The 20834-nt window shown below is 69.8% G+C and carries 15 protein-coding genes and 1 tRNA gene; 9 read left to right on the top strand and 7 right to left on the bottom strand.

Annotated features, from left to right (window positions below; genetic code table 11):
* The first annotated feature begins 1 nt into the window (after window position 1).
* Window positions 2-1312, top strand: coding sequence for a sulfotransferase (locus tag AC4GYY_RS06725; protein WP_491119497.1), 1311 nt, complete (start codon window positions 2-4; stop codon window positions 1310-1312).
* On the opposite strand, the gene AC4GYY_RS06730 is transcribed toward AC4GYY_RS06725, so the two are convergent.
* Window positions 1309-2424, bottom strand: a complete 1116-nt coding sequence (locus tag AC4GYY_RS06730; RefSeq protein WP_491119498.1) for a TIGR03032 family protein — start codon at window positions 2422-2424, stop codon at window positions 1309-1311. The two genes, AC4GYY_RS06725 and AC4GYY_RS06730, sit on opposite strands and share 4 nt — an antisense overlap.
* Window positions 2425-2633: 209 nt before the next feature.
* The gene (locus AC4GYY_RS06735; protein WP_491119499.1) at window positions 2634-3260 is read right to left on the bottom strand and encodes a hypothetical protein; all 627 of its coding nucleotides are present in this window, start codon (window positions 3258-3260) and stop codon (window positions 2634-2636) included.
* A gap of 429 nt (window positions 3261-3689) precedes the next feature.
* Here AC4GYY_RS06735 and AC4GYY_RS06740 point away from each other — a divergent pair, with 429 nt between their 5' ends.
* Window positions 3690-6056 carry a hybrid sensor histidine kinase/response regulator gene (locus AC4GYY_RS06740; RefSeq protein ID WP_491119500.1) on the top strand — a complete coding sequence of 789 codons (2367 nt, stop codon included), beginning with the start codon at window positions 3690-3692 and terminating at the stop codon, window positions 6054-6056.
* A gap of 29 nt (window positions 6057-6085) precedes the next feature.
* Here the strand turns inward: AC4GYY_RS06740 and AC4GYY_RS06745 are convergent, their stop codons facing one another.
* Window positions 6086-7108 carry a LacI family DNA-binding transcriptional regulator gene (locus AC4GYY_RS06745; protein WP_491119501.1) on the bottom strand — a complete coding sequence of 341 codons (1023 nt, stop codon included), beginning with the start codon at window positions 7106-7108 and terminating at the stop codon, window positions 6086-6088.
* A gap of 164 nt (window positions 7109-7272) precedes the next feature.
* On the opposite strand from AC4GYY_RS06745, the gene AC4GYY_RS06750 reads away from it, so the two are divergent.
* From AC4GYY_RS06750 to AC4GYY_RS06765, 4 genes are read left to right on the top strand one after another with little or no spacing between them, the layout of a single operon-like run.
* Window positions 7273-9069 carry an alpha-amylase family glycosyl hydrolase gene (locus AC4GYY_RS06750; protein WP_491119502.1) on the top strand — a complete coding sequence of 599 codons (1797 nt, stop codon included), beginning with the start codon at window positions 7273-7275 and terminating at the stop codon, window positions 9067-9069.
* A complete protein-coding gene (locus tag AC4GYY_RS06755; protein ID WP_491119503.1) occupies window positions 9066-10631 on the top strand; it encodes an alpha-amylase family glycosyl hydrolase in 1566 nt (521 codons plus the stop codon). The genes AC4GYY_RS06750 and AC4GYY_RS06755 overlap by 4 nt, the downstream gene beginning before the upstream one ends.
* Window positions 10628-12097, top strand: coding sequence for a tryptophan halogenase family protein (locus AC4GYY_RS06760; RefSeq protein WP_491119504.1), 1470 nt, complete (start codon window positions 10628-10630; stop codon window positions 12095-12097). Before AC4GYY_RS06755 ends, AC4GYY_RS06760 begins: the two co-directional genes overlap by 4 nt.
* Complete coding sequence (locus tag AC4GYY_RS06765; RefSeq protein WP_491119505.1) at window positions 12094-13587, top strand: MFS transporter; 1494 nt, start codon at window positions 12094-12096, stop codon at window positions 13585-13587. The genes AC4GYY_RS06760 and AC4GYY_RS06765 overlap by 4 nt, the downstream gene beginning before the upstream one ends.
* A gap of 109 nt (window positions 13588-13696) precedes the next feature.
* Here AC4GYY_RS06765 and AC4GYY_RS06770 read toward each other — a convergent pair whose 3' ends face one another.
* Together AC4GYY_RS06770 and AC4GYY_RS06775 are read right to left on the bottom strand one after the other, a co-directional pair.
* Window positions 13697-14716 carry an LLM class flavin-dependent oxidoreductase gene (locus AC4GYY_RS06770; protein WP_491119506.1) on the bottom strand — a complete coding sequence of 340 codons (1020 nt, stop codon included), beginning with the start codon at window positions 14714-14716 and terminating at the stop codon, window positions 13697-13699.
* Window positions 14717-14781: 65 nt separating this feature from the next.
* Window positions 14782-16593: a diguanylate cyclase gene (locus AC4GYY_RS06775; protein WP_491119507.1), complete on the bottom strand. Its 1812-nt coding sequence runs from the start codon at window positions 16591-16593 to the stop codon at window positions 14782-14784.
* 127 nt (window positions 16594-16720) lie between these two features.
* On the opposite strand from AC4GYY_RS06775, the gene AC4GYY_RS06780 reads away from it, so the two are divergent.
* Window positions 16721-17944 (top strand): multidrug effflux MFS transporter, encoded by a 1224-nt coding sequence (locus tag AC4GYY_RS06780; RefSeq protein WP_491119508.1) that lies wholly within the window; start codon window positions 16721-16723, stop codon window positions 17942-17944.
* On the opposite strand, the gene AC4GYY_RS06785 is transcribed toward AC4GYY_RS06780, so the two are convergent.
* Entirely contained in the window at window positions 17941-19158 is a 1218-nt protein-coding gene (locus tag AC4GYY_RS06785; RefSeq protein ID WP_491119509.1) for a PAS domain-containing protein, read from the bottom strand. The genes AC4GYY_RS06780 and AC4GYY_RS06785 overlap by 4 nt on opposite strands.
* A gap of 152 nt (window positions 19159-19310) precedes the next feature.
* On the opposite strand from AC4GYY_RS06785, the gene AC4GYY_RS06790 reads away from it, so the two are divergent.
* Window positions 19311-19386: transfer RNA gene (locus tag AC4GYY_RS06790), tRNA-Thr, on the top strand.
* Window positions 19387-19448: 62 nt separating this feature from the next.
* Here AC4GYY_RS06790 and AC4GYY_RS06795 read toward each other — a convergent pair.
* Window positions 19449-20279, bottom strand: a complete 831-nt coding sequence (locus AC4GYY_RS06795) for an aldo/keto reductase (protein WP_491119510.1) — start codon at window positions 20277-20279, stop codon at window positions 19449-19451.
* A gap of 62 nt (window positions 20280-20341) precedes the next feature.
* On the opposite strand from AC4GYY_RS06795, the gene AC4GYY_RS06800 reads away from it, so the two are divergent.
* On the top strand, window positions 20342-20833 hold the full coding sequence (locus AC4GYY_RS06800; protein WP_491119511.1) for a nucleoside deaminase: 492 nt from the start codon (window positions 20342-20344) through the stop codon (window positions 20831-20833).
* The last annotated feature ends 1 nt before the right edge of the window (window position 20834 follow it).

Consider the following 20834-nt stretch of genomic DNA (forward strand, 5'->3'; position numbering starts at 1 on the left):
GGTGGCGGGCGACGAGACGCCGGCGGCGATCCGAGCCCGGATCGAGGCGGCGGTCGCGGCGAACGACTCGGCCACCGCGGCGCGGTGGACCGAGGCCTTGCTCGCCAAGGTGCGCGGCAACCCGAGGATCTGGCTGCGGCTGGCGCGGCTCCATGCGCAGGCGGGCGATCTCGCCGCCGCGGTCGACGCGGTCCGGCGCGGCGCGACGGATCATCCCGACGACCGCGGGCTCGCGATCGAGCGGTTCCGGCGCGAGGGGCTGCTGCTCCGCCGCCGCCGGGCTTCCTACGCCGAGCGCGATCCGCTCCGCGCCGAGCTGCGCGCGTACGCGAGCGGCGACCTGCCGGCGTCCGACTTGCTCACCCTGGTCGGGGCGGCGGCGATGCTCCCCGACGCGGCGTTCGCGCGCGAGACGCTCGAACGCGCGGTCCCGCGCGTCGACTCGGTCCGGCTCGCGCAGCGCGCGGCATGGTGGACGGCCATGTTCTTCGAGCGGGCCGAGGCGGGGGCGATCTATGCTTCGCTGCTCGCACGGGCCGGCGACCTCGACGGCACGGCGGCGGAGAAGGCGACGCTGACACTGACGCTCCTGTTCGCGCTGCGGAGCCGCGAGCGTTTCCTCGCCGCGTTCGACCGGCTGGGCGAGGGTCTCGACCCGCGCTTCGCGATCATCGCGCGGCGGTGGCGGACCAACATGGCCGAGCTGCTGCGCGAGCCGCGCGTCATCGGCATCGGTCTGCCCAAGACGGGTACGACCTCGCTCGCGGCGGCGCTGACCGAGCTGGGGCTGTTCCACGCCGACCACCATTGCCCGATCACCCACCAGCATCTCGCGATCGAGGACGTGATGGTGTTCGATTCCATCACCGATTCGTTCGCGGCGCACGCCTTCGAGACGCTCTACGCCTTGTTCCCAAACGCCAAGTTCGTCCTGACCGAGCGTCCGGAGGAGAGCTGGCGCGAATCGTACCAGAACCACAATCTGACGTTCCACGGCATTCCCGCGTTCGACCATTCGGACCACGGCTTCGCCGCCGCGGCGACGACGACCCGCCACGGCGTCAACCAGAAGCTGATGTACTTCCTGACGTCGCTGAATGCGGCGAGGCTGGAGACCGCCTATGCCGAGCATCAGGCCCGCGTCCTCGCCTTCTTCCGGGACAAGCCCACCGAGCGGTTCCTGCGCTTCGACCTGTTCGCGGGCGACGGGTGGGACAGGCTATGCGGCTTCCTCGGGGTGCCGGCGCCGGCGACCGACTTCCCGCATCGCAATCCGGCACAGCCGTTCGAGGAGGGCGACGCAAGCGCCTAGCGCGGGCGCGGCTTGGGCAGGCTTCCGGGATCGATACTGACGATGTTCGCGATCTCGTCGCTGCGCGGGCCGATCAGCATGGGGCAGCGGATGTCGGGCAGGGTCACGACGTCGAACAGCTGGATGATCTTGCCCTCCAGCTTGATCCACTCGACGATTTCGCCTTTCGCCAGATCGACGATCGCCACCCCGCACCAGGTCCCCTCGCCGCGTCTGGCGATCTCGTCGTCGAGCGGGACGCCGTCGAAGCTGCTCTTGCGCGGCCGCGACAGCGTGACGAGCGCGTGGCCGGCGTGGAAGGAGAGACCGCGGATGAAGCCGGGGAGGAAGCAGACGTCGCTCTTCTCGCCCGAGCGCGGATCGATCCGGACCAGATATCCGCGTGCGCTTTCGAGCAGGTAGATCGCGCCGTCGTGCAGGCGCGGGCTGTGGGGGATGAACAGATCGTCGCGAAGGACGCGGTTGCGCTCGACGTCGATCAGCAGCCCGCGATCGGGGCCGTCACGCCAGCCCTCGACCACGTCCGCCTCGCGCACCGCGGTGACGTAGCGGGGCTTGCCGCGATCCATGGCGATGCCGTTGAGGTGGCAGCGATCCTCCGCGACGATCTCCGAGATGAAGGGCGGCTTCCAGGCGACGCGGAACGAGTGGACCGGATCGACCGTCGCGAGGCAATTGTAGCGGGTGGCGGCGAAGATCGGCTTGCCGTCGGGGAGAATGCCGACCTCGTGGATGTCGACATGGCCGGTCGTCCATGCCAGCCGCGGGACGAACACCGCGTCGTGGACGCCATTCACGATCTGCCCGGGCTGGAGCATGTTCTCCATCCGCCAGATCTGGAACAGCGCGCCGAGATAGAGGCTGCCGCCCTTGCGCGCGAGCCCCATCGCCTGGCCGAACGCCTGGTAGCTGAACGAGATTTGGCCGGCCGGGGTGACGCCCGCCAGGAACAGCTGCGAGGATTGGTAGCAGGAGAAGGCGAGGCTGACGCGGTGCCGCGACAACCAATCCGGCAGCCCGGCCGATGCGCTCAGATTGGTGTCCGACGGCGTCTCCTCGCCATCCGGCACCGCGCTGCTGAGGAGTTCGACGGGAGAGATGCCGGTGCTCATGGTCGCGTCGTTCCATCTCGCCTGCCGGCGGTCAAGCAACGGCCCACGCTTGCGACCCTGCGAAGCGGGAAGAGCCGGCGCGCCGATGGGAGGCCGGGCGAACGATCGGGCGGCGAGCCTGGATCGGACGATCCGCCCTCCGGCCCGAAGCACGACGCGAAAAGGCGGGGTGGCCCGACGTTCGGACCACCCCAAGTTGCATGAGCTCGTCAGGCGAGGACGATATGCGTCGGCTGATGCAGGTCGTGATGCAGCAGCACCGCGTCCGAATGACCCGCGCCGGCGGACGCGAAAGCGTCATGACCGAGCACCGAATGCTGGTCCAGGCCGACCGCCGCGGTGCCCTTGACCTTCGAGACGACCATGTCGTCGAACACGACGTGCAGACCGCTGCCGAGCAGGTTGGGATCGGGCTTGCCGCTCAGCGGGGTGAAGACGACTTCCGAGACGCCAGCCCAGTTCAACTCGACATGGGTCGGGCCCTTGTCCGTGATCTTGACGGTGGTGTCGAAGATCTCGTTGCCGTTCTTGTCGTAGCCGGTGATCTCGACCGACTCCTTCTTGTTCCAGCCCGAGGTCATCTCGACACTGTTGAAGGTGAACGAGCCGTCGGCGATGTACACCGAAGCGGGCGATCCGAACCCGGTGTAGGCAGCCTGATCTCCCGACGTCACGCCGGTGATATAGCCGCTGTTGCCATAGTAATCGATCCCCGACGTTTCCTTGTTGAGGACGTACATGTTCGACCAGTCGAGCTTGGCGTAGCCGTTGACGATGGTGGCGGCGCCGTAGGGGCTCGTGTCGATGTCGTCGAAGCTGATCGTCTTCAGCTTCATCGGCGAAATGACGTCGATGCTATGATCCTGCGCGCGATGATTACCAACAATCATGTTAAGTCTCCCTGAACCGATGTGCGGACATACGCGAACGCTACCGGCGGGCCGGGCAAAGATACCAGAACTATACGGAACTCCCCCGAGTCGCGAATCAGAGTGTACGCGCAACATGGCGATGAGCAATACCTAATGAGAGCTTTCGGTTGCAAACTCTGCAACTATCGGAACTCTAAGTTTCGATTTTTGCATTCATCAGGACTGCCCAGGCTCCCCGCTTCAATTCACCCAAGGCTTAGTAGGAATTATGTCGAACTGCATCGACTGCCGGGATCGAGGCCGGGCGGCGCTTGGAACTCCCACGCCCGCCGTCGGTTCGACGATTACGAGAAGGTGCGCTCCGACGATGCGGGCTGGCCAAGAGGGTGACGGGTGGTTCAGGGGCGGACGGCGGACGGCGCAGAGAGTCCGGGCTTTCTTACGGGCGGCGGTGAACTGGGCGGATTGATCGCGCGGCACGACTGGGCGGCGACCGGCGTCGGCCCGATCGACCGATGGTCCACCGCGATGCAATCCGTACTCGCGTTCGCGGTGCGCTCGCCGGTGCCGATCGTCACTCTTTGGGGCGACGACGGCGTGATGATCTACAACGACGCCTATCGGCTGTTCGCGGGCGCGCGCCACCCGGACCTGCTCGGCAGCAACGTGCTCGAGGGCTGGCACGAAGTCGCCGACTTCAACGCCAACGTGATGCAGAAGGTCTACCGCGAAGGCGGGACCCTGTCCTATCAGGATCAGGAGTTGACCCTGATTCGCGACGGCACCCCGCGGGTGCTGTGGATGGATCTGGAATATTCGCCCGCGGTCGACGAGCGGGGCGCGACCATCGGGGTGATCGCGGTCGTGATCGAGACGACCGACCGGGTCCTCGCCCGACGGCGGCTCCAGGACGACCGCAACCGGCTGTGGTCGCTGTCCCAGGACCTGCTGCTGGTCGCGACCACCGAGGGCGTCATCACCGCGGTCAATCCCTCGGCCACGCGGATGCTGGGCTGGGCGGAGGAGGAGATGGTCGGCCAGCCGATCGCCGGCTTCATCCATCCCGACGATCTCGCGAGCACTGCGCAGGAGATCGACACGCTCGCGCATGGTCGGACGACGCTCGCGTTCGAAAACCGTTACCGCACGCGCGGCGGCGATTACCGGCTGCTCTCCTGGACCGCGGTCCCGGACGCCGAGCGCATCCATGCGGTCGGCCGCGACATCACCGAGGAACGCCTGCTCGCACGCGACCGCGAGCGGATCTGGACGCTGTCGCCGGTGCTGAAGGCGGTGACCGACAGTTCCGGGGTGGTCACGGACGTCAATCCGGCTTGGACCAAGGTCCTGGGCTGGAGCCGCGCCGAGACGATCGGACATCGCACGGCCGACTTCATGGTCGACGGCGACGCCCGTTGGCGCGATCGGGTGGACGCGCTCCGGGCGGGGCGGGCGCTGCTCCAATATCAGACGGTGATGCGCGACAAGCGCGGCGAGCAGCACGTGATCGAGTGGACGACCGTCCCCGAGCACGGCACCTTCTACGGCTTCGGGCGCGACGTGACCGAAGCGGTCGAGGCGGCGGCCCAGCTCGCCGACACCGAAGCGGCGCTCCGCCAGGCGCAGAAGATGGAAGCGGTCGGCCAGCTGACCGGCGGCATCGCGCACGATTTCAACAATCTCCTGCAAGGAATCACGGGCAGCCTGGAAATCGTCCAGCGCCGCGTCGCCCAGGGAAAGATCGACGACCTCGACCGCTTCATCGCGGGCGCATCGAGCGCCGCCGGCAAGGCCGCCGCCCTCACCCACCGGCTGCTCGCCTTCTCCCGGCGCCAGCCGCTCGATCCGCGCCCCGTCCGCGCCAACGCGCTGGTCGCGTCGATGGAGGACCTGCTGCGCCGGACGATCGGCGAGCGGATCGACCTCGAGCTGGTGCTCTCGGGCGGGCTGTGGATCACCAAATGCGACGCGAATCAGCTCGAGAGCGCGATCCTCAACCTCGCGATCAACGCCCGCGACGCGATGCCCGACGGCGGCAAGCTGACGATCGAGACCTGCAACGCCCATCTCGACCAGGCCTATGCCGCGAAGCAGCGCGGGGTGAAGCCGGGGCAATATGTCTGCGTGGGCGTCAGCGACACCGGCGTCGGCATGGACGCCGACACGATCGCCAAGGCGTTCGAGCCGTTCTTCACCACCAAGCCGTTGGGTCAGGGCACGGGACTGGGGCTGTCGATGATCTACGGCTTCGCCCAGCAGTCCGAGGGATATGCCAAGATCTACAGCGAGGTCGGCAAAGGCACGACCTTCAAGCTCTACCTGCCGCGCTTCCGCGGAGACGAGGCCGAGGACGAGACGCTCCCCGCCCTGCGCGAGGCGCATCACGCGGAGGACGGCGAGGTCGTGTTGGTGGTCGAGGACGAGCCGATCGTCCGCGGGCTGATCCTCGAGGAGTTGGGGGAGCTCGGCTACGCCGCGATCGAGGCGGCGGACGGGCCGGCGGGGCTCGAGATCGTGCGATCGAAGCGGCGGATCGACCTGCTCGTCACCGACATCGGCCTCCCCGGCATGAACGGCCGCCAGCTGGCGGAGGCGGCGCGCGAGCTGCGCCCGGGGCTGACCGTCCTGTTCATGACCGGCTATGCCGAGAACGCCGCGCTCGCCTCGGGCTTCCTCGAGCCGGGCATGGAGATGATCACGAAGCCGTTCGCGATGGAGGCGCTGGCGCTGCGGATCCGCGGATTGCTCGAACCGACCTGAAGCCGGTGCGCCCGGGGGCGCTGGCGCGGTCAGGTCGAGGCGCGGACCACCAGCCGGGGCGGCAGCACGGCATTGTCGGTCGGCTGGTCGCCGATCTGGCGGATCAGCGAGTCGACGAGCGCTGCGCCAGCGCGCGCATAATCCTGCGCGACGGTGGTCAGCGGCGGCAGCGTGAGGCTGGCGGCGGGAATGTCGTCGAAGCCGACGATCCGCATCCCGGTCGGCGCGTGCCGCCCCGCCTCCTCCAGCGCGCGCATCGCGCCGAGCGCGATCAGGTCCGACGCGGCGAACACCCCGTCGAACGCGATGCCGCGCGCCAGCAGCCGAAGCGCCGCGTCATAGCCGTCCGCCTGCGTCGAGAGCGCATCGACATGGAGTCCGGGATCGACCGGCGCGGCGGCCTCGCGCAGCGCGTCGGCGAGGCCGCGATAGCGGTCGCGGAACTCGGGATAGGCGTCCGACGCATCGCCCAGAAACGCGATCCGGCGACAGCCGCGCGCGAGAAGATGCTCGCCCGCCAGCCGCCCGCCCAGCCGGTTGTCGCAGCCGATCACGGTGCCGAGCACACCGGGCTCGACCGCCCCCCAGCGGACGAAATGCGTCCCCTGGCGCACCAATTGCTCCAGCCGCGGCCGATACGCCTCGTAATTGCCGTAGCCGAGCAGCAGCAGCCCGTCGGCCTTGCGCGCATCCTCGAAGCCGACGTGCCAGTCCTCGGAGAGCTGCTGGAACGAGGTCAGGAGGTCGTAGCCGAGCCGCGAGGCGGTGGTGAGGATCGAGCCCAGCATCGACAGGAAGAACGGGTTGATGTTCGATCCGTCCTCCAGCGGGTCCTCGAAGAACAGCAGCGCCAGCGTGTTGGTGTGGCCGCGGCGGAGCGACGAAGCGGCGCGATCGACGGTGTAGTTCAGCTGCCGCGCGATCGCCTCGATCCGCATCCGCGTCGCGGCGCTGACCGTCTTGTCGCCGCGCAGCGCGCGCGAGACGGTCGGCTGCGACACGCCCGCGAGCGCGGCGATGTCGAACGAGGTGGTCTTCTCGCTGGCCGCCATGGCCGCCGCGCTCTCCTCCGCTGATCGCGCAGCCTACGCCTTCCCGGTCGATCACGGAAGCCCGCGGCTGAATACGTATGCCCTTGCCTTCCCTTCGCCGCCGCTTGCCCGCAGGACAGATCGGGAATCCGGCGCGAGGCCGGGCGGGAGGAACGATGGGCCGCATGTCTCGGATCGCGCTCGGCGCGCTGGCGCTGATGGCTTCGGCGTCGCCGCTCGCCGCGCAGAGCTACCGCGACCGGCTGCCCGAGGACGAGGTGATCTACTTCCTCCTCCCCGATCGCTTCGACAACGCGGATCCGGCGAACGACCGCGGCGGGCTGACCGGCGATCGGCTGACGACCGGCTTCGATCCGACCGACAAGGCCTTCTATCACGGCGGCGACCTCGGGGGCGTCACCCGGCGCATCGCGTACCTGAAACAGCTCGGCGTCACCGCGATCTGGGTCGCGCCGATCTTCCGGAACAAGCCGGTGCAGGGCACGCCCGGCCACGAGTCCGCGGGCTATCACGGCTATTGGATCACAGACTTCGAGCATGTCGATCCGCATTTCGGGACCGACGCCGACTTCAAGGCGCTGGTCGACGCGGCGCACGGCGCGGGGATGAAGGTCTATATGGACATCGTCGTCAACCACACCGCCGACGTGATCCGGTACCGCGAGTGCGAGAGCGCGTGCCCTTACCGTTCGATCGCCGACGATCCCTTTCAGCGGAGGGGCGGCGTCGCCGGCAAGGCGATCAACCCGGGGTTCACGGGCTATGACGATCTGAGCGCCGCGAACTTCGCGAAGCTGACCGATCCGAGCTTCGCCTACACGCCCTACGTTCCCAAGGGCGAGGAGCATGTGAAGAAGCCCGACTGGCTCAACGACCCGATCTATTATCACAATCGCGGCGCGTCCGAGTGGCGCGGCGAGAGCGTCACGACGGGCGACTTCACCACCCTCGACGACGTCGCCACCGAACATCCGCGCGTCGTCTCTGGCATGATCGACATCTTCGGCGGCTGGATCAACCGGTTCGGGATCGACGGCTTCCGCATCGACACCGCACGTCACGTCAACCCCGAGTTCTGGCAGGCGTTCGTCCCAGCGATGCAGGCGCGCGCCAAGGCGAAGGGCATCCCGCATTTCCACATCTTCGGCGAGGTCGCGACCCCCGATCTCGCGGTGCTGACCCGCCACACGCGCGTCGACAAGTTGCCCGCGGTGCTCGACTTCGCCTTCGCGCGGACGATCAACGATGTCGCCGCGGGCAAGGCCGGCACCGACAAGCTCGCCGACGTGTTCGCCGCCGACGTGCTCTACGAGGGCGGCGAAGCGACCGCGCGGACGCTGCCGACCTTCCTCGGCAACCACGACCAGGGCCGCGCGGCCTATTTCATCCGCAAGGCGCTGCCGCAGGCCAGCGACGCCGAAGTGCTGGCGCGCGACCAGCTTCAGCACGCGATGCTGCTGCTACTGCGCGGGTCGCCGACGATCTACGCGGGCGACGAACAGGGCTTCGTCGGCGACGGCGAGGATCAGGACGCGCGCGAGGATCAGTTCGCGAGCAAGGTCGCGGTCTACAACGACAACCGCCTGCTCGGCACCGACACGACCACCGCGACCGCGCATTTCGGGACGGACAATCCGCTGTTCCGGGAGATCGCCAAGCTCGCCCGCCTGCGCGTCACGACCCCCGCGCTCACGCGCGGGAGGCAGGTGACGCGCGCGAGCGAGGACAAACCGGGGCTGTTCGCGGTATCGCGGTTCGATCCGACGACGGGAGACGAAGTGCTGATCGCGTTCAACACGTCGCCAGCGGCGATCGACCGGCAGGTGACGATCGAGACCGGCGGGGCCACCACCACCGCGCTCGCGGGGGAGGGTTGTGCGGGAGTCAGCGCGCCCGGGGCGCTGCGCGTCACCCTGCCCGCCTTCGGCTATGCGGTGTGTCGCATCGGAGGGACGAAGTGACCGAGTGGTGGCGGGGTGCGGCGATCTACCAGATCTATCCGCGCAGCTTCGCCGATGCGAACGGCGACGGCATCGGTGACTTGGCCGGGATCACCGCGCACCTCGATCACGTCGCGTCGCTGGGCGTCGACGCGGTGTGGCTGTCGCCCTTCTTCACCAGCCCGCAGAAGGACTTCGGCTACGACATCGCGGATTACGAGGGCGTCGATCCGATCTTCGGGACGCTCGACGATTTCGACGTGCTGATCGCGCGCGCCCATGCCCTGGGCCTGCGCATCATCATCGACCAGGTCTGGTCGCACACCTCGGACCAGCATGCCTGGTTCAAGGAGAGCCGCGCCGACGCGACCAACGCCCGCGCCGACTGGTACGTCTGGGCCGATCCGAAGGCGGACGGCTCGCCGCCGAACAACTGGCAGTCGGTGTTCGGCGGCCCGGCGTGGACGTGGGATGCGCGGCGGGGGCAATATTATCTCCACTCCTTCCTGAAGGAGCAGCCCCAGCTCAATGTCCGGAACCCCGCGGTGCAGGACGCGCTGCTCGCGACCGCGCGCTTCTGGCTCGACCGCGGAGTGGACGGCTTCCGGCTCGACGCGATCAACCATGCGATCGTCGACGCCGGGCTGCGCGACAATCCGCCGCGCGCGACCAACGCCAAGCGCACCCGCTCCTACGATTTCCAGACACAGCGCCACACGATGAACCAGCCCGAGGTGCTGCCCTTTCTCGAGCGCGTCCGGGCGCTGCTCGATTCGTACGGCGGACGGTTCACCGTGGCCGAGGTCGGCGGGCCGGACAGCGACGCCACGCGGCGCGCTTACACCGCGCCAGGGCGGCTCGACACCGCCTACGGCTTCGAGTTCCTCTACGCGCCCGCGCTGACCCCGGCGCTGGTCCGCGACACGCTCGAACGCTGGCCCGACGGACCCGGCGCGTCCTGGCCGAGCTGGGCGTTCGAGAATCACGACGCGCCCCGCGCCGTCTCGCGCTGGGCGGACCCCGCCCACCGCGACGCCTTCGCCTGCGTCAAGATGCTGCTCCTGGGGTGCCTGCGCGGCGACATCTTTCTCTATCAGGGCGAGGAGCTAGGTCTGCCGCAGGTCCATATCGCGTTCGAGGACCTGCGCGATCCCGAGGCGATCGCCAACTGGCCGCTTACCCTGTCCCGCGACGGCGCGCGGACGCCGATGCCCTGGCGCGGGGATGCCGAGCATCTCGGATTCGGCGCGGCGAAACCGTGGCTCCCGCTCGGCGCCGATCATGCCGCGCTCGCGGTCGACCGCCACGGCGAGGGGTCGCTGCTGGCATGGACGCGCGACGTGCTCGCGCTGCGCCGCGCCGAGCCGGCGCTGCGGCTGGGTTCGATCCGCTTCGACCGGGCGGACGCGCAGGTCCTCGAGTTCGAGCGCGAGCATGAGGGCGTGCGGCTGCGCTGCGCCTTCAACCTCTCGCCCGAGCCGGCGGTGTGGAACGGCGGGACCGCCGAGCCGCTGATCGCGTGCGGCGACGGCGACGCGACGCAGCTCGGCCCATATGCAGCCGCCGTGCTGCGGGCGGGATGAGCGCGCCGCCGCTCCGCATCGCGATCCTGGGCGGCGGCACCGCCGGCTGGATGGCGGCGTGCCTGTTCGAGCGGGCGTGGCCGCAGTCGGCAGTGACGGTGATCGAGGCGCCGGACATCCCGATCGTCGGGGTCGGCGAGGGCTCGACGCCGCAGCTGAAGGCGTTTTTCGACCGCATCGGGGTCGACGAGGCCGAATGGATGCCGGCGTGCGACGCGACCTATAAGGCGGGGATTGCGTTCCAAGGCTGGTCCGCGACGCGCGGGCGCTATTTCCACCCCTTCGCCGCGCCGACCGACCTGCATACCGAAGGCGCGTTCCACCACAGCGCGTTGGCGCGACGGACCGGAGCGGAGGTCGAGGCGGACCCCGACTGCTTCTTCCTCGCCACCCGCATCGCCCGCACCGGGCTGGCGCCGGTCGCGGCGGAAGCGTTCCCGTTCGGGCCGGGCTACGGCTACCATTTCGACGCGCACAAGGTCGGCGCGTTCCTGCGCGGCGTCGCGACCGGGCGGGGCGTGCGGCACGTCCAGCGCCGCGTGGTGGATGTCGCTGTATCGGACGTCGCGATCGAATCGCTGATGTTCGAGGGCGGCGACCGGATCGCAGCGGACCTGTTCGTCGACGCGAGCGGCTTCCGCGGCGCGCTCGCGCAGCAGGCGCTCGGCGCAGAGTTCCTGTCCTTCGCGAACAACCTCTTCTGCAACCGCGCGGTGGTGACCCCCACCCCCGCCGACCCGGCCCCGCTCGCCCAGACCAAAGCCACCGCGCTGTCGAGCGGCTGGGCGTGGCGCATCCCGCTCACCGCCCGCACAGGCAACGGCTACGTCTATTCGAGCCGCTACCTGGACCCCGACGCCGCCGCCGCCGAGCTGCGCCGCCACCTGTCGCTCCCTGAGGATGCGCCGGTCCGGCATCTGGAGATGCGGGTCGGCCACGTCGCGGACACCTGGACCGGCAACTGCCTCGCGATCGGGCTGGCGCAGGGATTCATCGAACCGCTGGAGGCGACCGCGCTCCATTTGGTGCAGGCGACGGTCGAGGGTTTCATCGAAGCCTGGCCGAGGGACGAGCGCGACGCCTTCAACGCCCGCATCGCTCGCCGCTACGAAGGGGTCCGCGATTACATCGTCGCGCACTACCGCCTCAACACCCGCCGCGACACGCCCTTCTGGCGCGACAATGCCGCGCACGACCGGCTCTCCGACGATCTCAAGGCGGTGATGACCGCCTGGTTCACCGGGCGCGACCTGCCACAGGCGATCGCGGACCTCGGCATCGGCGGCTATTATGCGCCGCTCTCCTGGGGCTGCCTGTTCGCCGGCTACGACGTCTTCCCCGACCCGGCCAAGCTCCGCCCGTCCCCGCCCGTCGTCGACCTCGCCGCGATCGACCGGCTGCTCGATCGCTGCCTGCTCAACTTCCGGCCCCACGCCGACGTCCTCGCCGAACGGACCCAGCCATGACCACTCGTCCCCACCAGTCTTGGCGCGGCCTCTGGAACATCTCGTTCGGCTTCTTCGGCATCCAGATCGGCTTTGCGCTCCAGAACGCCAACATGAGCCGGATCTTCGAATCGCTCGGCACCAAGCTCGACGACCTCCCCGCTTTGTGGGTCGCAGCCCCACTGACCGGGCTGCTGGTCCAGCCGGTGATCGGTCACCTGAGCGACCGCACCTGGCTCGGCCGCTTCGGGCGGCGGCGGCCGTACTTCCTCGCGGGCGCCCTGCTGGCGACGTTGGCACTCGTCTTCATGCCGCTCGCGCCCTCGCTTCTGTTGGCGGCGACGATGCTGTGGATGCTCGACGCAAGCCTGAACGTCTCGATGGAGCCGTTCCGCGCCTTCGTCGGCGACATGCTCGACAAGGAGCAGCACGCCGCCGGCTATGCGGTGCAGACCGCCTTCATCGGCGCGGGCGCGGTGGTGGGGTCGATCTTCCCGTGGGCGCTCGAACATGCCGGCGTGTCGAACGCGGTGGTCGGCGGGGGCGTACCCGCTACGGTGCGGATCGCCTTCTGGTTCGGCGCGGCGATGCTGCTCGGCGCGGTCGCGTGGACGATCCTGACGACGCGCGAATATTCGCCCGAGGACATGGCGCGCTTCGCCCCGCCCGAGCCCGCGACCGATCCGGCGGCGCTCGCCACGCGCGGGCTCGGCGCGAGCCTCGGCTGGGCGGCAGCTGGGGCGGCGGTGATCGCGCTTTGCTGGGGCGCGGGCCTGGAGAAGGAGGTCTATCTGCTGGGCGCGCTGCTCCTCGCTTATGCCGCGCTCAGCGCGCTCGCGGTGGCGCGGGCGAAGGCGGGGCGCGCGCCGGGGATGCTGGACAGCATCGTCGGCGATTTCGCCGGGATGCCGGTGCTGATGAAACGGCTGGCGGTGGCGCAGTTCTTCAGCTGGTCGGCGCTGTTCATCATGTGGATCAACACCACGCCGATCGTCGCGCGGCGCTTCTTCGGCGCGACCGGGGCGACGGACCCGGCCTATCAGCACGGCGCGAGCTGGGTCGACGTGCTGTTCGCGACCTACAACGGGGTCGCGACGCTCGCCGCGCTGCTACTGCTCCCCGCGCTGGCGCGGCGGCTGGGGCAGGCGCGGGCGCATATCGTCGGGCTGCTGTGCGGGGCGGCGGGGTTCGCGAGCTTCTTCGTGATCCGCGACCCCAATTGGCTGCTGCTGAGCGAGGTCGGGATCGGCGTCGCCTGGGCCTCGACCCTGGCGATGCCCTACGCGATCCTCGCCTCCTCGCTGCCGCAGGCGAAGCTCGGCGTCTACATGGGGCTGTTCAACGTCTTCGTCGTCGTGCCGCAGCTGCTGGTCGCGACGGTGATGGGAAGCGTGATGAAGGCCTTCTTCCCCGGCGAGCCGATCTGGACGATGGCCTTCGCCGCGGCGTCGCTGCTGGTGGCGGCAGGGGCGATGACGAGGGTGGTGACCTCAACCGTTCGTCCTGAGTAGAGACTAAGCGAAGCGAAGGCCCGTATCGAAGGACAGCCCGCCGCAGGTCCTTCGATACACGTCTTCGCTGCACTCAGCCGTTCCTCAGGACGAACGGAGGGAGTCGAGGCTACCGCCATCCCAGCGCCGGCGCCACATGCGTCAGCACGCTCTCCAGCACGTGGACATTATAGTCCACACCGAGCTGGTTCGGCACCGTCAGCAACACCGTATCCGCTTCGGCGATCGCCTCGTCGGCGCGGAGTTGCTCGACGAGCACGTCCGGCTCGGCGGCATAGGAGCGGCCGAACACCGCGCGCATGTCGTCGATGATGCCGATCTGATCGCTGCTCTCGCCACGCCCGAAATAGCGGCGGTCCATCTCGTCGGTGATCGCGAAGATCGAACGCGAGACGGACACGCGCGGCGTCCGCTGATGCCCCGCCGCCGCCCACGCCTCGCGATAGGCGCGGATCTGCTTGGCCTGCTGGACGTGGAACGGCTCGCCGCTCTCGTCGGCCTTCAGCGTCGAACTCTGGAGGTTCATGCCCATCTGCGCCGCCCACACCGCGGTCGCGTTCGAGGCCGAGCCCCACCAGATGCGGTCGCGCAGGGTCGGCGAATGCGGCTCCAGCCGGAGCAGCCCGGGCGGGTTGGCGAACATCGGGCGCGGGTTGGGCTCGGCGAAGCCGGTTCCCTTCAGCAGCTCCAGGAACACCTCGGCGTGGCGACGGCCCATGTCGGCCTCGCTCTCGCCCTCGAGCGGCGCGAACCCGAAATAGCGCCAGCCGTCGATCACCTGCTCGGGCGAGCCCCGGCTCAGGCCCAGCTGGAGCCGGCTGCCCGCGATCAGGTCGGCAGCACCCGCGTCTTCCGCCATGTAGAACGGATTCTCGTAGCGCATGTCGATCACGCCGGTGCCGATCTCGATGCGGCTGGTCTTCGCGCCGACCGCCGCCAGCAAGGGAAAGGGCGACGCGAGCTGGCGCGCGAAATGGTGGACGCGGAAGGAGGCGTTATCGAGCCCGAGTTCCTCCGCCGCGACCGCGAGGTCGATCGATTGGAGCAGGACGTCGGACGCCGAGCGCGTGGCGGAATGGGGCGTATCCGACCAGTGGCCGAACGAGAGGAAGCCGATGGATTTGGTCATGCGCGAAACATGGCGAGCCGCGCACCGAACGGAAAGACGAGCGCTGCGGAACGCAGCGTTTCCATTCAGGCGGCGACGGCCGCCGCCTCCCGCGGGGTCGCCGGCACCACACGGTCGCGGCCTTCGGTCTTCGCGCGGCGCACGGCCGCGTCTGCGGTCACGATCAGCCGGTCGAACGGGCAGTGCTCGGGAGCCGCGGCGACGCCGATGGAGACGGTGATCCCGCCCAGCTCGACCCCGTCGTGCCGGAGCCGCAGCGACGCGATCCGCCCACGGACCTCCTCCGCCCGCGCCCGCGCCTGGTCGACGGTGAGCCCCGGCATCAGCAGCAGGAACTCCTCGCCGCCATACCGAAAGGCATTGCCATGCGCGCGCGTCGCATCGCGCAGGACGCCACCCACCTCGCGCAGCACCAGATCGCCGGCCTCGTGCCCGAACCGGTCGTTGAACCCCTTGAAATGATCGACGTCGAGCATCAGGCAGGCGAGCGACTGGTTCAGCCGCCCGGCTTCCATCGCCAGCTGCTCCCGGCTCGCCTCCAGCCGGCGGCGATTGGCGAGGCCGGTCAACGGATCGACCATCGCCAGCTCGCGCAGCGCCTCGCGCAGGCGCAGGTTGGCGAGCGCGAGCCCGATCGTCTCCGCAAGCATCAGGAGGTCGCCGCCGCTCGCCGGGAGCGCGTCGATCGGCTGCTCGGCCGCTTCGAGGTAGAGCAGGCCGATCGTCTCGCGCTGGGCGGTCAGCGGCAGGCAGAGGCTGTCGGGCACCGTGTCGCCTGCGAGGTCCAGATGGTCGCACGGCACGTCGACGCTGGCGCCCGCCGGGCGGTGCGGCAGGCCGCGACGCAGCGCCCAGCACGCGGTCGGGGCGAATTCGGCGCGCGAATGGGTCGGCCCCGACCATCGGCACACCTCGACGACGGCGTTGCGCTCGGGCTCGAGCAGGTACAGCCGCCCGGCCAGCCCGCGCGCGATCTCGGGGACGAACCGGGTGACGACCGCGGTCAGATCGTGGAGCGTGTTGCAGCCCTGGAGGCGCTGGGTCATTCGCGACAACAGGTCGCGCATCGCCCGGTCGCGGTCGCGCTCGACTTCCAGTCGCTGGCGTTCCAGCCCGTTCTCGCGGAAGACCCGTACCGCCTGCGCCATGTCGCCGATCTCGTCGATCTGGTCGAGCTGGGGCGGCTCGGCACCCCAATCCTGCGCGGCGAGCCGGGTGACGACATCGCTGAGCCGCACCACCGGGTGCAGCACCCGTCGCTTGAAGACGAAGTAGAGCACGGCGAGGAAGAGCAGGCCCGTCGCGGCCAGCACGCCGCGGGAGACGCTTTCCCAGGTCCTGGCGACGCGGGTCGCGTCCGCGACCTCGCCGGCGACGCGCGCGTCCAGCCGATCGCGGAACCGCTCGACTCCGGCGCGGACGCGGTCCAGCTCGCGCTCATATTCGGCCCCGAACAGCAGCCGCCGCGCTCCGGCCTCATCGCCGCGATCGTGGCGGTCCAGCGCCGCGCGCTGCTCGTCGCGCAGCGCGTCGCCCCAGGCGATCGCCGAGCGCAGCGCCTGGAGTTCGCTCTCCGCCGCGCCCGCGTCGCGCAGCCGCCGCAGCCGGGCGTCGAGCCTGGCGAGTTGCGCCGCCTCACGGTCGTAAAGCAGCCGGTAACTCGGATCGCCGGTATCGAGGAACTGGCGCGCATGATCGGTCAGCGCGAACACCTCCTCGTCGAGCGTTCCGGTGACGGCATCGAGACGGGTGCGCTGCTCGACCGCGGCGCGCTCGCGCTCGCCGGCCCGCGAGGTGACCAGCATCGCCGCTCCCGACACCAGCGTCAGCGCGACCGTCGCGCCATAGGCCCAGTTGGTAATCGTCGCGAGCCGCATCGCCCGTTCCTACGGGGCAAACCGCTGCGAAATCCTAAACGAGGCGTGAAGACCGATCCGTTCGGGGCGGGTCCGCGCGCGGCGATGCCGGGTTGCCGCGGACGACCCCGTCCCCGATAGGCTCGCCATGACCGATTCCGCCCCCGCCGGCATGACCCCTCGCGAGTTTGTCGGCTTCATCGCCGCGGTGATGATGGTGAACGCGCTCGGCGTCGACCTCATGCTGCCGGCGCTCGCCAGCATCGGGCACGACCTGGCGGTGACGCAGGCCAATCACCGGCAATGGGTCGTCACCGTCTATATGCTCGGCTTCGGGTCGGGTCAGCTGGTCTACGGTCCGCTCGCCGATCGGTACGGCCGGCGGCCGATCCTGCTGATCACCCTGGCCGGCTTCGTCGGGGCGAGCGTGTTCGCGGCCTCCGCCGCCACCTTCGCGGCGCTGCTCGGCGCGCGCTTCCTCCAGGGGCTGATGTCCGCGTCGACCCGCGTCCTCGCGGTCGCGATCGTCCGCGACGGATCGTCGGGACGACGGATGGCACGGACCATGTCGGTCGCGCAGATGATCTTCTTCATCGTGCCCGTGATGGCACCGACGCTCGGCACCGGGCTGCTGCTGATCGGGCCGTGGCGGTTCATCTTCTACGCGCTCGGCGGCTTCGCCGCCGTCGTCCTCGCCTGGACCGCGCTGCGGCTGCCGGAGACGCTCGCGCGCGAGCGCCGCCGCCCGATCTCGCTCGAATCGCTCGCCCAGAGCTACCGGCTGACGCTCACCAATCGCTTCTCGATCGGCTACGCCGCCGCCTCGGCGCTGACCTTCGGCGGGATCATCGCCTTCGTCTCCACCTCGCAGCAGGTGTTCGTCGACGAATTCGGGGCGGGCCGCCGCTTCGCATTGCTGTTCGCGGTGTGTGCGGGGGCGATGGGGACCGCGTCCTTCCTCAACAGCCGGCTGGTCGAGCGGCTGGGCACGCGGCTGATCTCGCAGACCGCGTTGCTGACGCTCCTCGCGCTCTCGCTCGTGCGGGTGGCGGTGATCCTGGCCGGAGGGGAGACGCTGTGGACCTTCCTCGCCTTCCAGGCGCTCAGCATGGGCTGCATCGGGCTGTGCGGCGCGAACTTCGGCGCGATGGCGATGGAGCCGGTCGGCGCGATCGCCGGGACCGCCTCCTCGATCCAGGGCTTCGTCTCGACCGTCGGCGCGGTGCTGGTCGGCTCGGCGATCGGCCAGGCCTATGCCGGGACGACCCTCCCGCTCGCGCTCGGGACGCTGGCGATCGCGGTGGCGGTGCTGATGCTGGTCTGGGTGATCGAGGGCGGGCAGCTGCTCCGGGCGCGGATGCAGCCGGGCTAGAGCGCGCGCGCCGCCGCCGCCACGACCCGCGCATCGGCGACCGAACCGACGATCTCGACCCCGCCGTCCGCGGTCCCGCGTGCGACCAGCACGACCAGCCCACCGGCCTCGACTCCGGTCGCGATCGCGACCGTGGCGAGGGTCGGCCAGGCCGCGACCTGCGCCGTCAGCTCGCGACGCTCTGCGGGCCGACGCCGCGCGCGCTCCGCGGCGACGATCGCCTTGATCCCGCCGGTTTGGCGGCCGAGATGGTCCGCCAGCGCGCCCTGGCCCACGCCGGTGCGCGCGGCGTAGGTCAGCACCGCCGCGAACTCGGTCAGCCGGGTCTTGTCATGGTCGAGCCCGAAGACGAGCTTGACCACCGGCGTCATCGGCGCGCGCGCCTGCCGCGTGATCCCCGCGTCCTCGAGCAGCTCGGCGAACCCGTCGGCGTCCGCGGCCGCCGCCAGTGCGAAGTCGTGCGCCCGGCTCAGCGCTTCGTAGAGCGCGATGCGGCTGCGCCCGTCCGCGACGCGCAGCGCCTCCGCGCCGTCACGGGCGAGCGCCAGGTGATCGGCCAGACCCTCCGGCGCGGGCGCCTCTTCGGTCGCGCCGGGGCCGTCCGCCCAGATCGCGACCCGATTGCCGTCCAGGCTCGGCGTCGCGCGGACCGCCTGCGCCAGCTCGGCGGTCAGCGCCGTCTGGATCGCCTCGTCCGCGACCTCCTTCCAGTTGATCACGCCGTAGATGAAATCGATCCGGTCGCCGTCGGACGAGAAAGGCATAAGGATGCCGCGGTAGAGCGTCGTCACGCCGCGGGTACCGACGAACTCCGCCTCGAACCCGATCGGCGCGCGATTGGCGATGATCTGCAGATGATGATCGGTCAGCCGCGACAGCAGCGACCGCGCGGGGACCTCCGCGACGCGCGAGACCGTCTCCGCGATCCCGCACTCCTCGCGCAGCGCGCGACCGAGATAGGGAAAGGTGGGCGCGTCGAGCCCGCCGGTGAAATCGAGCAGCACGCTGTTCGGGGCGAAATCGGCGATCCCGGCGGGGTCGAGATCCTGGATCGAGGGATAGGCACGCCCCTTCAGCAGCGACACCCAGTGGTTGTACGCACGCACGTGCATCCGCCGCTCGTCACCGCCGATGGTCAGCTGCGACGCGCCGTCACGACCGCCCTGCGGACGATGCTCGCGGCGCTCGTCGCCGAAGCCCCTGGCCATGTTCATTGCGCGAGATCCCTACGGCGGTGACGTTCCCCGCGGGGGCCTGCCACACACAGGGTAAATGCGACGTAAAACACCGGCTGCGCGACCATGCTTGTCAGCCCCCACCCGACCTGATAGCGGCCTGCGGCGACGCGCGCCCAGCGCACGTCCCGGCCGCCTTAGCTCAGCTGGTAGAGCATCGCATTCGTAATGCGGGGGTCACAGGTTCGAGTCCTGTAGGCGGCACCATCCAAAGTATTCATCGGGCGCCGTCGGTGCGACTGCGCGTCTCGACGCCGCCGGTCGTCAACCTAGAGCATCTCGAGCGGCGTCGCCCCGCGCGGTCGCGGGAACGCGCGGTCGAGCCGGGCGAGCACCGCGGCGTCCAGCGTCAAGTCGGCCGCCGCGCGATTCTCCTGCACATGCGCGATCGCGCCGGCCTTCGGGATCGGGATCACGTCGTCGCGCGCGAGCAGCCATGCCAGCGCGACCTGCGCCGCCGTGGCGTCGAGCGTGGCGGCGATCTCCGCCAGCGCGGGGTGACCGGCGAGCCGGCCCTGTTCCACCGGGCTGTACGCCATCGTCGGCATCGCGTGGGCCGCCAGCCACGGCAGCAGATCGTGCTCCGGCCCGCGTCGCGTCAGGTTGAAGAGGATCTGGTCCGTCGCACAGGCGGCGCCGCCGCTCGCCATGAGCTCCGCCATATCGTCGGTGTCGAGATTGCTGACCCCCCAGCGCAGGACCTTCCCGTCGGCGACGAGCCGCGCCATCGCCTCGGCGGTCTCGGCGAGCGCGACGCCGCCGCGCCAGTGGAGCAGGTACAGGTCGAGCCGGTCGGTGCCCAGCCGACGCAGGCTGGCCTCGCACGCCTGCGGCAGACGCGCGCGCGAGGCGTTGTGCGGATAGGCTTTGCTGACGAGGAACACGTGATCCCGCCGTCCGGCGATCGCTTCGCCGACCAACTGCTCCGACGCGCCGTCGCCATACATCTCGGCCGTGTCGATCAGGGTCATGCCCAGATCGACCCCCGCCCGCAGCGCCGCGATCTCGTCACGGCGTCGGTCGGGTCGTTCGGCCATCATCCAGGTGCCCTGGCCGAGCGCGGGCACCTGCGTCCCATCGGGGAATCGGATCGTCTTCATGGCGTCGTCAACGCCGACGAGCGGCGTTCGGACCAACTTCGCCGCTCCCACGTTGAGCCGGCATGACCGAAGACGATGAGCGCTGGATGCGCATGGCGATCGCCGTGGCGCGCTCCAAGGGATCGGATCCCTCCACTTCCCCGCTGGGCTCGGTGATCTTGCTCGACGGCCGGGTGATCGCCGCCGAGCGCAACCAGACCAAGGAGCTGCCCGACGCGACGGCCCATGCCGAGATGATGGCGATCCGGCGCGGGTGCGAGGAAAGCGGCGAGCTCGAACTCCGCGGCGCCACGCTCTACTCGACGCTTCAGCCGTGCGGGATGTGCACGATGGCGTCGATCTGGTCCAAGGTCGGTCGGGTGGTCTACGGGGCCGGACGCGACGACGTCCACCCGATGTACTTCGAAGCGCGCCACGTCGACACGCTGTCGTTCATCGCCGACGCTTACCGGGACGACATCACCATCGAAGGGGGCTGCCTGCGCGAAGACTGCGCCAAGCTCTACTACCCGCCCGACGCCGATCTTCCGGCGGACGAGCAGGCGAACCTCTGAC

Source organism: Sphingomonas sp. SP6 (assembly GCF_058313435.1).